Here is a 14025-nt window from a genome sequence, read left to right on the forward strand (position 1 = left end):
GCCCTCGCGGCGGGTGACGATCAGAAAAAGCGGTGTCCCTTTCGGGATGCCGTTTTTTTTGTCCCCAGCCCGGACGGGGATAAAGGTCCGCTGAAGATCAAGGGTCTCTGCAAGATATCCCCGTTATCCCCAGCGTGTGGAAAAAACTTGTCCACAGTTTTTCCCCCAGCGTGTATTAAAAGCATCTGATCATTCTGAACCAGTTATGATAGGGTCCCGTCATGGAAAGTACTGTCCTTAATCCCGATACCAGCAGTTCCGAGGGCTACTCCGCCGTAAAGTTCAGGAGCCTCCCTCACAACCCGGATGCCGAACGCGATTTGCTGGGTGCCATCCTGGTTAACAACGAAGCGGCATCGAAGGTCGGTGGGTTCCTGCGTGCCGAGCATTTTTTCGAACCGGTTCATGCTCGGATTTTTGATGCCGCCACCCTGCTTATCGAACGGGGAGAGATTGCGGACCCGGTCACGTTGAAGGCGTATTTCGACCGGGACGAAGCCCTCAGTGAGATTGGGGGAGCCCAGTATCTGGCTCACCTGGCGGCATCGGCGACGACCATTATCAACGCGGAAAACTATGGCCGTATCATTTACGATCTGGCCTTGCGGCGCGAGCTGATCAACCTTGGCGAGGACATTGTCAACACGGCATATGAGTCCGATCTGAACCAGACCGCGAATTCCCAGATTGAAGATGCCGAACGGCAGCTTTTCGGTCTGGCGGAAAATGGAAGTCACGAAGGGGGCCTGATCCCCGTTAAAGTCGCTGTGGCGGAGGCCGTCAAGTCCATTGAGGAAGCCTTCCAGCGAGACGGCGACATTGTAGGTGTAACAACAGGGATGCGGGATTTGAACGCCAAGCTGGGGGGCTTGCACAATTCCGACCTGTTGATCCTTGCGGGGCGTCCGTCCATGGGTAAAACGTCGCTGGCAACCAACATTGCCTATAACGCGGCCAAGGCCTACCGGGATACCGGGGGCAAAGAGGGCGCCCCGGTCGGGTTCTTCTCGCTTGAAATGTCCGCCGAGCAATTGGTTGGCCGTGTTCTGGCCGAGGCAACGGAAATCAGTTCCGAAAAACTGCGGCGCGGTGACCTGACCGATGACGAGTTTGCCAACAGGCTGGTCCCGCAAAGTGCCATGCTGTCCGAACTGCCCCTGTATATTGACGACACACCGGCCATCTCCATCGGCGCACTGCGCACCCGGGCCCGGCGCCTGAAGCGCAGCCACGGCCTTGGCATGATTGTGGTCGACTATCTGCAATTGATGAAGGGGTCCGGCCGGACCGACAGCCGCGTTCAGGAAATTTCCGAGGTAACGCAGGGCCTAAAGGCCGTGGCCAAGGAACTGAACATCCCGGTCATCGCCCTGTCCCAGCTCAGCCGTCAGGTGGAAAACCGGGAAGACAAGCGCCCGCAACTGTCCGACCTTCGTGAATCCGGGTCAATTGAACAGGATGCGGACGTGGTCATGTTCGTGTATCGTGAAGAATATTACGAAGGACGACGGGAACCCAGTGAGGGCACCCCGGAACACGCGGAATGGCAAGAACGCATGGCAAAGGTTCACAACATGGCCGAGGTCATCATCGGCAAACAGCGTCACGGCCCCATCGGGATCGTCAAGCTGCACTTCCAGCCGGAATTCACCCGCTTTGGCGATCTGGCTCTCGACGATCACCTGCCGGAGCATATGTAATGATGGCGCTCGCCCATGAACCCCGGTTGGCGGGCGGCTATTTGACCATTGATCTTGGCGCGCTGCGGGCCAATTACAGGACCCTGCAGGAAAAACTGGGCGACACCGAATGCGCAGGCGTGGTCAAGGCGGATGCCTATGGCCTCGGGATTGAGCGGGTCGCCCCCGCGCTGGCCGAGGAAGGATGCCGAAAGTTCTTTGTCGCCCTGCCCGAAGAAGGGGTAACCCTGCGCCGCCTGTTGCCGGATGTGGAAATTTTCATCCTGAGCGGCCTGTTTCAGGACTGCGAAGAGCTCTATGTCCGGGACCGACTGGCGCCCTGCCTGACCAGTCTTGAAGAAATCCGGCGGTGGTCCGCTGCGGCATCCCGCCACGGCCCCCTGCCCTGCATCCTGCATCTGGACAGCGGCATTTCCCGCCTTGGCCTGATGGAAGGCCCACTGCGGGAATTGGCGGAAAACCCCGACTGGCTGGACGGTCTGGAGGTTGAGTATCTGATGAGCCATCTGGCCTGCGCCGACAGCCCGGAAAACAGCTATAACGAGTTCCAGTTGGAAAAGCTGAACACGGCCATCTCGCTGCTGCCACCTGCCCTTCGGGACACCCCGGTATCCTTCGCCAATTCCAGCGGAATTTTCCTGGGACCAGAGTTTCAGCGGGATCTGGCCCGGCCCGGTGTGGCCCTCTATGGCGGCAACCCGACCCCCGGAAAACCCAGCCCGGTGAGGCCGGTGATCCATTTGCAGGGAAAAATCCTGCAAGTTCATGACGTTGACAGCAATATAGCGGTTGGTTATGGTGCCTCCTATCGCACGGCTAAAAATGGCAGAATTGCAACGGTTTCCGTAGGCTATGCCGACGGATATTTCCGGGCTTTTGGCAATTCGGCATTTTGTGCGATACAGAACAGGAAAATTCCTGTGGTGGGGCGAGTTTCCATGGATATGCTCACGATCGACGTTACGGACGTGGAACCGGAGCTGTGCAAGCCGGGAGAATTGGTCAGCCTGATCGGCGGTGCCATCGACATCGACGAACTGGCGGACAAGGCAGGCACCATTTCCTATGAGTTGCTTACATCACTGGGGCATCGGTATTATCGTCGATATATAGACTGAGTGGTGTAGGGTTAACCGTATGGAATGGAACTTTCTGGCCAAGATTGGCCGCGTCACCCTCAACTTCATGAGGGCTGTCGGACATTTGACCATGTTCACCGGACACAGCGTCCGGCATGTGTTCCTTCCCCCGTTTTTCCTGCGCCTGTTCCTCAAGCAACTCATGAGCATCGGCTATTACTCCCTGCCTGTGGTGGGCATGACGGCCCTGTTCACCGGCATGGTCCTTGCCCTGCAAATTTATGTGGGATCCTCCCGCTTCAATGCGGAAAGCGCGGTTGCCACCATTGTGGTGATCGGCCTGACCCGCGAGTTGGCCCCGGTCCTGAGTGGCCTGATGGTGGCTGGCCGGGTCGGTGCGGCCATTGCCGCCGAAATCGGCACCATGCGGGTCACCGAACAGATTGACGCCCTCGTCACCCTGTCCACCAACCCCTATAAATATCTTGTCGCGCCGCGCATTCTGGCCGGCATGATCACCCTGCCCGCCCTTGTGCTGATCGCCGATATCATCGGGGTATCCGGCGGCTTTCTGGTGGCGACGGAATCCCTTGGCTTCAACGCCAGTTCCTACATGAAGAACACCTTTGATTTCCTTGAAACCCGGGACGTGGTGTCCGGCCTGATCAAGGCTTCCGTGTTCGGCTTTATTGTCTCCCTGATGGGATGTTACCACGGCTTCAATTCCACCGGCGGAGCCCAAGGCGTTGGACGGGCGACAACCAATGCGGTGGTCTCCTCCTTCATCCTGATCCTGATCAGCGACTATTTCCTGACCGTTTTGCTGCTTGACTGACGCCATGACGGAACACGCCAAGATCAGCCTGAACAATGTGTGCAAGTCCTTTGGCCGCAAACATGTTCTCAACAACCTGACGCTGGATGTGAAGGCCGGGGAATCCGTTGTTGTGATCGGCGGATCGGGAACCGGCAAGTCGGTCATGCTGAAATGTATTCTGGGCCTGCTGACCCCGGAAAGCGGCGAGATTTATATCGACGGAAAGCAGATCGTCGGCCTGCCCGCCAGCGAGCGGGAAGCCTCGTTGCGGAAAACCGGGATGCTGTTCCAGTATGCGGCCCTGTTCGACAGCCTGCCGGTCTGGGAGAATGTGGCCTTTGGCCTGATACAGGCGCATGGCATGAAGCGGTCCGACGCCCGCGATGTGGCCATTGAAAAGCTGGCCCTTGTGGGCCTTGGCCCGGACATGGCCAACCGCAACCCGTCGGAACTGTCCATTGGCATGCAAAAGCGCGTTGGCCTTGCCCGCGCCATTGCCACCAATCCCGAAATCATTTTCTTCGATGAACCCACCACGGGGCTGGACCCCATCATGGGCGATGTCATCGACAACCTGATCCGGGATTGCACCCGGCATCTGGGGGCCTCCACCCTGACCATTTCCCACGACATGGAAAGCGCGCAAAAAATTGCCGATCGGATCGCGCTGATCTATAAGGGAGAGGTCGTCTGGGTGGGGCCGGCGGATGAAATTGAACACTGTGGCAATCCATATGTTGAACAGTTCGTCCGAGGCGATATAAAGGGCCCCATAGAACTGGATATACTGAAACCCTAGAGCAGTCTGTGGCCTCGACCATGCCCCGCGCTGCCCTGGCATATTTTAAAGGCGATCAAGGCCCATAATGGCACGAGTTACGGAACAATATGCCTGCCAGACCTGCGGAAGCACCTATCGCAAATGGCAGGGAAAGTGCGATGCCTGCGGAGAGTGGAACTCCATCACCGAGGACACCACGAACCAGGTTGTTCCCAAGGGCCTGTCCTCTGGCAAGGGCCGCCAGATTGTTTTCACTTCACTTGATACGGAAACCGCCGATTATGCGCGCTCTGTTTGCGGCCTGTCCGAACTGGACCGGGTGCTGGGCGGCGGTTTTGTGCCCGGCTCGTCCGTCCTGATCGGCGGCGATCCCGGCATCGGCAAATCCACGATCCTGCTGCAGGCCGTCGGACGGATGGCCAAGTCCGGGTATAAATGCACCTATATCTCGGGCGAGGAAGCGACCCGGCAAATCTCCATGCGGGCCCGGCGGCTTGGTCTTGCCGACAGCCCGGTCAAGCTGGCGGCGGCGAACTCGCTGCGCGATATCATTTCCAGCCTTGAGAAAGAAGAGCCCCCCCATCTGCTGGTGATCGACTCCATCCAGACCATGTATGCGGACAATCTGGACAGTGCGCCCGGAACCGTCTCGCAGGTGCGCGCCTGTTCGCAGGAATTGATCCGCCTTGCCAAGAAACTGAACACAGCGGTCATGCTGGTCGGGCATGTCACCAAGGACGGCCAGATTGCCGGCCCCCGCGTGCTGGAACATATGGTCGATACGGTGCTCTATTTCGAGGGGGATCGCGGCCACCAGTTCCGCATCCTGCGGGCGGTCAAGAACCGCTTTGGCGCCACCGACGAAATTGGCGTATTCGAGATGACCGACAACGGTCTTCAGGAAGTCAACAACCCCTCCTCCTTGTTCATTACCAACAAGGACAAGGAAATCAGCGGCGCGTCGGTCTTCGCCGGGATGGAGGGAACCCGCCCCCTGCTGGTGGAAATACAGGGGCTTGTCGCCGCCTCGCAGCAGGCGACGCCGCGCCGGGCGGTGGTGGGCTGGGATTCCAGTCGCCTGTCCATGATTTTGGCCGTTCTGGATTCCCGTTGCGGTTTGTCGCTGGCCGGAAATGAAGTATACTTGAACGTGGCGGGTGGCCTGCGTGTCAGCGAGCCTGCAGCCGACCTTGCGGTGGCGGCGGCCCTGATTTCATCCGTGTCCGACATACCGGTCCCGGAAAACAGTATCATCTTCGGCGAGATTGGCCTGTCCGGGGAAATCCGCCCTGTCAGTCAGACGGATAGCCGCCTGAAGGAAGCCGCGAAACTGGGCTTTGATAATGCGATCATTCCCTTGGGCAGCAAGATCAAGGACCCGACGATCAAGATTATCGAAGTCGAACATCTGAGCGAAATTGTCAGCCTGTTCACACAGGCCAAGTCCCAGACCGGGAATTGAACACGAGGTTAGTAGCGCATCCATGGAACAGTTACCGATTAATATCACCGATGGCGCCATTCTGGTGTTGCTCGCCATTTCCGCGATCTTCGGTTTCATCTGGGGTTTTGCCAAAGGGGTCCTGACCGTTTCCGGCTGGGTCGGGTCGGTTTTCGCCACCCTGTACGCCTTTCCGCACCTGAAAGGATTTACCCGCGAGTTCATCCCCAACCTTCTGGTCGCGGATATTGTCACCGGCGCGGTCTTTTTTATTCTCTGTCTGGTCATTTTGTCCTATATCACCCATGCGATCTCGGAGAAGGTCAAGGCATCCGCCCTCGGGGCGCTTGACAGGACCTTGGGTATTTTCTTCGGCATGGCAGGTGCGATTGTTCTGGTGGGTATCGGGTGGCTGATTTTTGTGCAGTTCATCCCGCCGAAAAACCACCCCGAGGCCATTATGGAAGCCAAGATGCTGCCCATTGTCATGGCAAGTGGTGAGTTTGTCGCCCGCCTGACCCCGCCGGAAATGCAGGAAAACCTGCTGGCGGCCCTGAAGACCGGGCAGGACGCGGCAGATAGCGTGAAGCAAGGTTACGAGGCCATCCCCGAAGGCGTTCGTGACGATGTGGAGAAAAACGTAAAGGAAGCCCTTGAAACGCTGGACAAAGGCTATGATTCCCAATCCCGTCAGCAGATGGAAAATCTCACTAAAGGTACTCAGGTAACCCAATGACCGAACATGTAACCTCCCTCAATCTCTGCAACCCTTTTGATGACGACAAACTGCATGAGGAATGCGGTGTCTTTGGCATCTACGGCCATTCCGAGGCAGCCGCCCTTGCCGCCCTTGGCCTGCATGCCCTGCAGCATCGCGGACAGGAAGCCGCCGGGATCGTCAGCCATGACGGGCGCCACTTCCACAGCCACAAGGCCATGGGAAAGGTCGGCGACAATTTCTCCTCCGAGGATGTGATCAAGAGCCTCAAGGGCGATGCAGCGGTCGGTCATAACCGGTATGCCACCACCGGCGGTACGGTGCTTCGGAATGTTCAGCCCATCTTTGCCGACCTTGCCAATGGCGGCCTTGCCGTGGCCCATAACGGCAACCTGACCAATGCCTCCACCCTGCGCCGGCAACTGGTCGCGGAGGGCAGCATCTTCCAGTCCACAATGGATACGGAAGTGATCATTCACCTTGTCGCAAACAGCAAGAAAATCAAGGTCGTAGACCGCATTGTTGATGCAATGCATAAAATCACGGGCGCCTATTCCCTCGTTGCCCTGACCAGCAAGAAGTTGGTCGGTATGCGGGATCCGTTCGGGGTGCGCCCGCTGGTTCTTGGCAAGCTGGACGGGGCCTATATCCTGACATCGGAAAGCTGCGCCCTGGATATTATCGGTGCCGAATTTATCCGCGATGTGGAACCGGGCGAGGTCATTGTCATTGACGAGACAGGGATTTCCTCCACCTCTCCCTATACCAACCCGCAGAAGCGTTTCTGCATTTTCGAGCATATCTATTTTGCCCGTCCGGACAGTGTGGTGGAAAACCGCTCCGTCTATGATGTGCGCAAGGGGATCGGCCGTCAGCTCGCCATCGAGAACCCTGTCGAGGCCGATGCGGTCATCCCAGTGCCGGATTCCGGCACCCCCGCCGCCATCGGGTATGCCGAACAATCCGGCCTGCCGTTCGAGCTGGGCATCATCCGCAACCATTATGTGGGCCGCACCTTTATCGAACCCACCGACCAGATCCGTCACCTTGGCGTCAAACTGAAGCACAACGCCAACCAGGCCCTGATCAAGGGCAAGCGGGTTGTTCTGGTGGATGACAGCATTGTTCGCGGGACCACCTCCACCAAGATCGTACAGATGGTGCGCGATGCCGGTGCCGCCGAGGTGCATATGCGGATCGCCAGCCCGCCAACCACCCATTCCTGCTTCTACGGTGTGGATACCCCCAGCCGCCAGAAACTGCTGGCCGCCCAGTATGACATCGACGAAATGTGCAAGTTCATCGGTGCTGACAGCCTCAGCTTCATTTCCCTCGACGGCCTGTATGTGGCCATGGGAGAGAAAGGCCGCAATGCCGCCACCCCGCAATATTGCGATGCGTGCTTTACCGGCGAATACCCGATTGACCTTGTTGACCATGACAGTGGCGCTGACAACGAACTGACGCTATTGTCCGAAAGCTAACCTCCACAGGAACGAGTATGTCCAAACGATTTTCAGACAAGATTGCCCTGGTCACCGGGGCATCACGGGGCATCGGTGCCGCCGTTGCAAAAGCCCTTGCCGCCGAAGGCGCCCATGTGATCATGATTGCCCGGTCTGTCGGCGCCCTCGAAGAGGTGGATGACGCCATCCAGAACGCCGGGGGCACAGCCACGCTGGTGCCCATGGACCTGACCGAGACAGACGCCATTGACGGCCTTGCCGCGCCGCTTCTGGAACGCTGGAAGAAACTGGACATCCTTGTCGGCAATGCGGGCATGCTGGGCAAGCTGACACCGCTTCCCCACTATGACCCGAAATTGTGGGAAGATGTGTTCCGCCTGAATGTGCATGCCAACTGCCGCCTGCTGCGGGCCCTTGATCCGCTGCTGCGCCAAAGCGAGGCAGGACGCGCCCTGTTCGTCACATCAGATATGGCCGGACAGCACAAGCACTATTGGGGCGGCTATTCCGCGTCAAAACTGGCGCTTGAGGAAATGATCCGCACCTATGCGGCGGAAGTGTCCAAAACCAACCTGAAGGTCAATCTGATCGATCCGGGCCCAACCGCCACCAAGCTGCGCCTTGCGGCCTATCCCGGTGAAGATCAAACCACCCTGCCGACGCCAGAGGATCGGGCCCACCTGTTCCTGAACGCGCTTGCTGAAGATTTCACCGACAACGGTACCCTGATCCGGCAGACCGCCTGATCAGGCCCTCTTGAGACCGCTTTCCTTGTTCGGGGAAGCGGTCTACAATGCGGACAAAACAACATTCCAAGAATGGAAGGTCCGCCCATGACAACCACGCCCTCTCCCTCCCTATCCCCCATCAAGGCACAGGCAGAAATTCACCACGCTTATCTGCTGGGCCTGCAATTGATGATTTCCACCCGCAAGGGGCCGGATGTAATGGAAGACTGGATGTTCCGCCTGTTCCGGCGCCAGCATCTGGACAAGTTCCTCAGCAGCTTCGACAAACTGGGCCTTCGAAACGAACCCGATGCGGTGGCCTGCGCCAAGTATCACGTTCTCTCCAACTCCATCGGCGGTGTCCCCGTCGAGTATATGGAAGAAAACAGCAAGAAAGCATGGGTCCGCTTCCGCTATCCCCGCTGGATGTATCACGGGGCCACTATCTGCGGCGTGCCCATTGGCGTCAGCCGGGGGTTCCTGCGCGGCTGGTATGCCCATAACGGTGTGTCCCTCAAGAACCCGCGCCTTGGCTATGTCTGTGTATCCGAGGACATGACTGGCGAGTTCGGCTTCTGCGGATATTTCAAGGAATATGACCACGACCTGACGGACGAGGAGCGCCTGCAATTCGCCAAGGGGGAATTACCGCCGCCCTTCGATCCGGCCGCCCAACCCGCCCCCCCGGCACAGGAATGGAACGAGGTCCGGCTGGAAAAGGCCAACCGGAACTATGCCATGGATTATATCCGCAACGGGCTTGCCGAACTGGCCGCCGTGATCGGCGCCGAGGAAACCCGCACCCTTGGCGGCCTTGCTGCCCGCCTGATCGGCCTGCAATATTATCCTGAAACGGCCAAGATCGTGGAAGCAACGGACGGCACCCCGGAAGATGCGGCCCGCTACCTGATGTCCATGATGGAAGGAATGGGTGACGAGGTCCGCCCCCTGCCCGGCCAGAACGACAATCAGGCCAGCTTTGAGCATACAGGCCTTCGGGTCCTGCGCGGCCTGTCCGGTCAGGACCGGCATATCCTGCTCGCCTGTTGGAAGGAATTGTGGCTGGGGACCATCCGGTCCCATCGCCAGATGATGACCCTGGATATGGAACAGGTAAATGATGAAAAGCTGGTCTGGACCGTCCGCCGTCTGACAGCCTGAGACACCGGGGCGGATGCTCAGATCCGCTGAATTCCGCCCCTGTTCCCTGAATGGCCGCCCTTCAGCCGCTAGGAGGCCGCTTCGGCTTCCGTCGTTTTTCGCCGTCCCGCGGTAAACAGCATCACCGCGAACAGGGCCGTCCCGATAATGGTGACGATTGATCCTGTGGCGACCAGCCCCACATTGGTCGGATCATCACTGACCACCACCTTGCCTGCCACCAGCAGGACCGCCCCCACCTGATAGACCACCAGTTGCAGCATCCCGAGTTTGGGGCAAGCCACAGCCGGATACACCGCCAGTATCAGGCCAAACAGGGCCGATACGGCAAACCCCACCAGATTGGCGTGCGCATGCGGATTGGAATATTGAAAATTCTCGGTAATGCCGAGCCATGTCCCAAAGATCATACCGCCCAGCAACCATAAAATGGCCAGCCGGATATAGATCAGACCCAGTTTCCGTCCCATTGTCTTTCCCCCTTTTGCAATCATGCCCTGCGCCCACAATCAAGAATTCCCTAATACACCTATTCCTGAATATGAAAAAGATGTTTTCCGGGGGCCGCGAAAAAAGCACAAGGATGATCGGGGGATTGACGGATGGGGATTTCAGGGGCGATGCAGGGCCAACGCAAGGGAGATACAAAAACCGGCCCCAAAACGAAAGACGCCCCGGCAATGCGGGGCGTCCTGTTCTTTGCAAGGATCGATCAGGTATCCTTGGCGTAGGGGTTCTTGCCGGTGCGCGGCGAAATCCGGATTGGCACCGCCGGCATGTTGAAATCCTCTCTCAACCCGTTGATCAGGTAGCGGATATAGGATTCCGGCAGTTCACCCCGTGATGACATGAACAACGAGAAGGTCGGCGGACGGGATTTCACCTGCGTCATATACCGGATCTTCAGGCGGCGTCCCTTCGCCATTGGCGGCGGATGCTTCTCAAGCATATGTTCCAGCCAGCGGTTCAGCTGCGAAGTGCTGATCCGCTTGTTCCACAGGCGGTAAACCTCGATCACCTGCGGCAGCAGTTTTTCAAGCCCCCGGCCCGTCAATGCGGACAGGGTGACCACCGGAACCCCGCGCACCTGCGGCAGGGAAATTTCCAGCTTCTCGCGGATTTGCTTCAACATGGCCTGCCGGTCCTTGACCACATCCCATTTGTTGACAGCAACCACAAGGCCGCGCCCTTCCTCGATCACGTGGGCGGCAATGGTCAGGTCCTGCTTCTCGAAGGAGACATCCGCATCGACAACCAGAACGACCACCTCGGCCATCTTGATCACCCGCAGACTGTCCGCAACGGACAGTTTCTCCAGCTTTTGCTGAACCCGTGCGCGGCGGCGGATACCCGCCGTGTCCACCAGCTTGATCTTCTGGCCGTCAAATTCCCATTCAACGGAAATGGCGTCCCGTGTCACACCGGCCTCGGGGCCGGTCAGCAGGCGTTCCTCGCCGATGATCTTGTTGACCAGTGTGGATTTACCCGCGTTCGGGCGGCCCACAATGGCCAGCGCCAGCGGCCGGTCCTTGGCGGCGATTTCCGGCTCGATCTCCCGCTCATAAGGCAGCAGCGCATCGAACAGTTCGCCCATGCCATCGCCATGCTCTGCAGACAACGGTAACGGATCGCCCAAACCCAGCTTGTACGCGGGAAAGAGTTCCGACTCGGCCTGTTTGCCCTCGCATTTGTTGGCGACAAGGATCACCGGCACATCGGATTTCCGCAGCCAGTTGGCAAAATGCGAATCCAGCGGCGTGATACCCGCCCGGGCATCAAACAGCATCAGGGCCACATCCGCCTCTTCCAGCGCCATTTCCGTCTGGCGTCGCATCCGTCCTTCAAGGCTGTCGTCGAACGCCTCTTCCAGACCGGCGGTGTCGATCACCTTGAATTTAAGCGAGCCGATCCGGGCGTCCCCTTCACGACGATCCCGGGTCACGCCCGGCGTATCGTCCACCAACGCCAGTCGTTTCCCGACCAGACGGTTGAACAGGGTCGACTTTCCCACATTGGGTCGGCCAATGATTGCAACTGTAAAAGACATTTTTATAAACTAGCGATATGCCACCAACTGGGCATCGTCCGTTAAGACAAACAACATTCCCCCCGCGACGACGGGCGCAATAGAGGCGTTGTCAGAGAGTTCCACTTTCCCCAGAATTTTACCGTCATAGGGGGAAACAGACACCGCAATACCGTAATTGGACACCAAAATCAAACGATCACTTGCAAGAATGGGCCCTGCCCACACAATCAGGCCTGATTTTTCTTCCGGGTCCTCGAATTTACCCAGCGGACGGACCCAGCGAATCAGGCCGTTGCTGCGGGAAAGACAGACCAACTCACCGTCCGTTGTCACCACATAGATAAAGTCGCCCACAACCCACGGGGTCTGTGTGGTTGAGATTTCCTGCACCCATTTACGGTTACCGGAGCGCAAGTCAATGCCCACCATCCGGCCGGAATAACTGGCCGCGAACACCATGCCGCGATCGATTACCGGGAAACCGACAATATCGGAAATGGAAGACAGGGAGCTGTACCGGCGACGAGCCTGCAACTGGTCGGACCATGCCTGCTCTCCGTTGTCAGCCCGAAGGGCATAGAGCTCACCTGATGAGAACGGCACAACCACCGTGCCGCTGCTAACGGCCGGGCTGGCCGCGCCCAGAAGGCCGGTAATTTCCATGCCCCCTTCATAGGACCATTCCACCTCACCGGTCAGCACATCAAGGGCAAACACCCGGCTGTCATAGGTAACGACGAAAACATGCCCTTCGGCGATGGTCGGGGCGGAACGGATGGGCGCGCCGATATCCTGTTTCCAGTACATCCCGCCACTTTCCGGATCAAGGGAATAGACCTCGCCATAGGAGGTTGACGCAAAAACCCGGCCATATTCAGCGGAAACCCCACCGCCAACGACGCCATCCTCTTCCCCGCGCGGGGTCAGGTTGACGGCCCACAATTTCTTGCCATCTTCCTGCGAGAAGGCGCGAACCCGGCTTTCACTGTCCATGGCAAACACGCGGCCATCGGCAATGACCGGCGCGGTTGTCACCCGGTTTTCATCATCGGACCCCTGCCCGATACTGACGCGCCAGACCTCGTTCAGGTCATCGGCCAGTGTCAGGTGGTGCATGGCATGGCTGGCCGTTCCGCCGGATTGGGGCCAGTTCTCGTTCACGTAAGGCCCGGGCAGCCGAACGGTCAGGTCGGACAGACCTTCATCCGGCTCCAGCGACTGTTCCAGCGCCAGAATGGAAATCCGCTCCCCCGGCAGCGGCGGTGCTTGCGCCTCGCCCAGCCAGTCAGGCAGCATTTCACAGGCTGAAAGCACGATCAGCATTCCGCCGATCGATGCTGTTTTTACGGCATAAGCGACTGTTTTCTTCACCACAGGCCCCACTCTTCAATTCATGCTCTGCATAACCGTCCCGGTCCGGGACAGGCTTACCCCTCGGCGATTGCCTTCAGGACCTCTTCCGCCCGTGCCTTGACACCTTGCGGTGCGGCGGCATCCTCTTTCAGTGCGGACAGAAGGCGACGCGCCTCGTCCCGGTTGCCATCCTTCAAATAGCTGAGGGCAACAATCTCCTGCGCACTGGCAAAGAAAACACTGCCCGGCTCGGTCAGGCCCTCGACGCGGGATCGCACATCGTCCGTGCTGCCGTTATCCAGCAGGTAATAGGCGGCCAGAATACGGGCAAGGCTGGAAAACTCCTTGCCCACTTCGCTATCGGCGGCCAGCGCATCATACACGTCCAGCGCCTCGGCGCCCTTGCCAGCGGACATCAGGGCCTCTGCCTGACGCAGGCGGGCCAGACCCCGGTAGCCGTCATTGCCGTTTTCGGCCAGATCCGCAAAGGCCGCACTGGCATCCTCGAATTTCTTGTCAGCAAGAAACACGGTGGCTTCATAGAACTGGTCGCCCTGCGCAGTTGCCTCGGACTGGCGATAATTCTGCCACCCGACCACAGCCGCCGTTGCCGCGACAATCAGGATAGAACCGCCAATGACAAAATTACCGTACTTCTTCCACAGTTGAAGGGACTTGTCTTTGCGGACTTCCTCGTCCACTTCGCTGAAAATATCGGACACAAAAAACTCCAGTATCGCTTGAATTTGCGG

At 58.5% G+C, this 14025-nt stretch carries 13 protein-coding genes; 9 read left to right on the top strand and 4 right to left on the bottom strand.

Annotation, left to right across the window (positions count from 1 at the left end):
- The first annotated feature begins 221 nt into the window (after positions 1 to 221).
- The 9 genes from FQB27_RS13840 (at position 222) to FQB27_RS13880 (ending at position 9891) form a co-directional block, all read left to right on the top strand.
- Entirely contained in the window at positions 222 to 1700 is a 1479-nt protein-coding gene (locus tag FQB27_RS13840) for a replicative DNA helicase (RefSeq protein ID WP_169561649.1), read from the top strand.
- Complete coding sequence (alr, locus tag FQB27_RS13845) at positions 1700 to 2818, top strand: alanine racemase (RefSeq protein WP_169561650.1); 1119 nt, start codon at positions 1700 to 1702, stop codon at positions 2816 to 2818. The genes FQB27_RS13840 and alr overlap by 1 nt, the downstream gene beginning before the upstream one ends.
- Positions 2819 to 2837: 19 nt before the next feature.
- The gene (locus tag FQB27_RS13850; protein ID WP_169561651.1) at positions 2838 to 3614 is read left to right on the top strand and encodes an MlaE family ABC transporter permease; all 777 of its coding nucleotides are present in this window, start codon (positions 2838 to 2840) and stop codon (positions 3612 to 3614) included.
- Between the two features lie 4 nt (positions 3615 to 3618).
- Positions 3619 to 4395 carry an ABC transporter ATP-binding protein gene (locus FQB27_RS13855; protein WP_169561652.1) on the top strand — a complete coding sequence of 259 codons (777 nt, stop codon included), beginning with the start codon at positions 3619 to 3621 and terminating at the stop codon, positions 4393 to 4395.
- Positions 4396 to 4462: 67 nt separating this feature from the next.
- Positions 4463 to 5839, top strand: a complete 1377-nt coding sequence (gene radA / locus FQB27_RS13860; RefSeq protein WP_169561653.1) for a DNA repair protein RadA — start codon at positions 4463 to 4465, stop codon at positions 5837 to 5839.
- 22 nt (positions 5840 to 5861) lie between these two features.
- Positions 5862 to 6554 carry a CvpA family protein gene (locus tag FQB27_RS13865; RefSeq protein ID WP_169561654.1) on the top strand — a complete coding sequence of 231 codons (693 nt, stop codon included), beginning with the start codon at positions 5862 to 5864 and terminating at the stop codon, positions 6552 to 6554.
- Entirely contained in the window at positions 6551 to 8020 is a 1470-nt protein-coding gene (purF, locus tag FQB27_RS13870) for an amidophosphoribosyltransferase (RefSeq protein ID WP_169561655.1), read from the top strand. Before FQB27_RS13865 ends, purF begins: the two co-directional genes overlap by 4 nt.
- A gap of 17 nt (positions 8021 to 8037) precedes the next feature.
- Entirely contained in the window at positions 8038 to 8748 is a 711-nt protein-coding gene (locus FQB27_RS13875) for an SDR family NAD(P)-dependent oxidoreductase (protein ID WP_169561656.1), read from the top strand.
- Between the two features lie 87 nt (positions 8749 to 8835).
- Entirely contained in the window at positions 8836 to 9891 is a 1056-nt protein-coding gene (locus tag FQB27_RS13880) for a hypothetical protein (protein WP_169561657.1), read from the top strand.
- Positions 9892 to 9959: 68 nt separating this feature from the next.
- Here FQB27_RS13880 and FQB27_RS13885 read toward each other — a convergent pair whose 3' ends face one another.
- The 4 genes from FQB27_RS13885 to FQB27_RS13900 form a co-directional block, all read right to left on the bottom strand.
- On the bottom strand, positions 9960 to 10361 hold the full coding sequence (locus tag FQB27_RS13885; protein ID WP_169561658.1) for a hypothetical protein: 402 nt from the start codon (positions 10359 to 10361) through the stop codon (positions 9960 to 9962).
- Positions 10362 to 10603: 242 nt separating this feature from the next.
- On the bottom strand, positions 10604 to 11938 hold the full coding sequence (der, locus tag FQB27_RS13890; RefSeq protein ID WP_169561659.1) for a ribosome biogenesis GTPase Der: 1335 nt from the start codon (positions 11936 to 11938) through the stop codon (positions 10604 to 10606).
- A 9-nt stretch (positions 11939 to 11947) separates the two neighbouring features.
- A complete protein-coding gene (locus FQB27_RS13895) occupies positions 11948 to 13291 on the bottom strand; it encodes an outer membrane protein assembly factor BamB family protein (protein WP_169561660.1) in 1344 nt (447 codons plus the stop codon).
- Positions 13292 to 13347: 56 nt separating this feature from the next.
- Positions 13348 to 13995, bottom strand: coding sequence for a DUF2659 family protein (locus tag FQB27_RS13900; protein WP_169561661.1), 648 nt, complete (start codon positions 13993 to 13995; stop codon positions 13348 to 13350).
- Positions 13996 to 14025 lie beyond the last annotated feature (30 nt).

This window comes from Sneathiella chinensis, from assembly GCF_012720115.1.
GTDB classification, from domain to species: Bacteria; Pseudomonadota; Alphaproteobacteria; order Sneathiellales; family Sneathiellaceae; genus Sneathiella; species Sneathiella chinensis.

Excerpts from the sequence above, each read along its gene's own strand:
- FQB27_RS13865 (WP_169561654.1), top strand. The coding sequence starts at position 5,862 with ATGGAACAGTTACCGATTAATATCACCGATGGCGCCATTCTGGTGTTG.
- radA (WP_169561653.1), top strand. The coding sequence starts at position 4,463 with ATGGCACGAGTTACGGAACAATATGCCTGCCAGACCTGCGGAAGCACC.
- FQB27_RS13840 (WP_169561649.1), top strand. The coding sequence starts at position 222 with ATGGAAAGTACTGTCCTTAATCCCGATACCAGCAGTTCCGAGGGCTAC.
- purF (WP_169561655.1), top strand. The coding sequence starts at position 6,551 with ATGACCGAACATGTAACCTCCCTCAATCTCTGCAACCCTTTTGATGAC.
- FQB27_RS13855 (WP_169561652.1), top strand. The coding sequence starts at position 3,619 with ATGACGGAACACGCCAAGATCAGCCTGAACAATGTGTGCAAGTCCTTT.
- alr (WP_169561650.1), top strand. The coding sequence starts at position 1,700 with ATGATGGCGCTCGCCCATGAACCCCGGTTGGCGGGCGGCTATTTGACC.
- der (WP_169561659.1), bottom strand. The coding sequence starts at position 11,938 with ATGTCTTTTACAGTTGCAATCATTGGCCGACCCAATGTGGGAAAGTCG.
- FQB27_RS13850 (WP_169561651.1), top strand. The coding sequence starts at position 2,838 with ATGGAATGGAACTTTCTGGCCAAGATTGGCCGCGTCACCCTCAACTTC.
- FQB27_RS13885 (WP_169561658.1), bottom strand. The coding sequence starts at position 10,361 with ATGGGACGGAAACTGGGTCTGATCTATATCCGGCTGGCCATTTTATGG.
- FQB27_RS13880 (WP_169561657.1), top strand. The coding sequence starts at position 8,836 with ATGACAACCACGCCCTCTCCCTCCCTATCCCCCATCAAGGCACAGGCA.
- FQB27_RS13875 (WP_169561656.1), top strand. The coding sequence starts at position 8,038 with ATGTCCAAACGATTTTCAGACAAGATTGCCCTGGTCACCGGGGCATCA.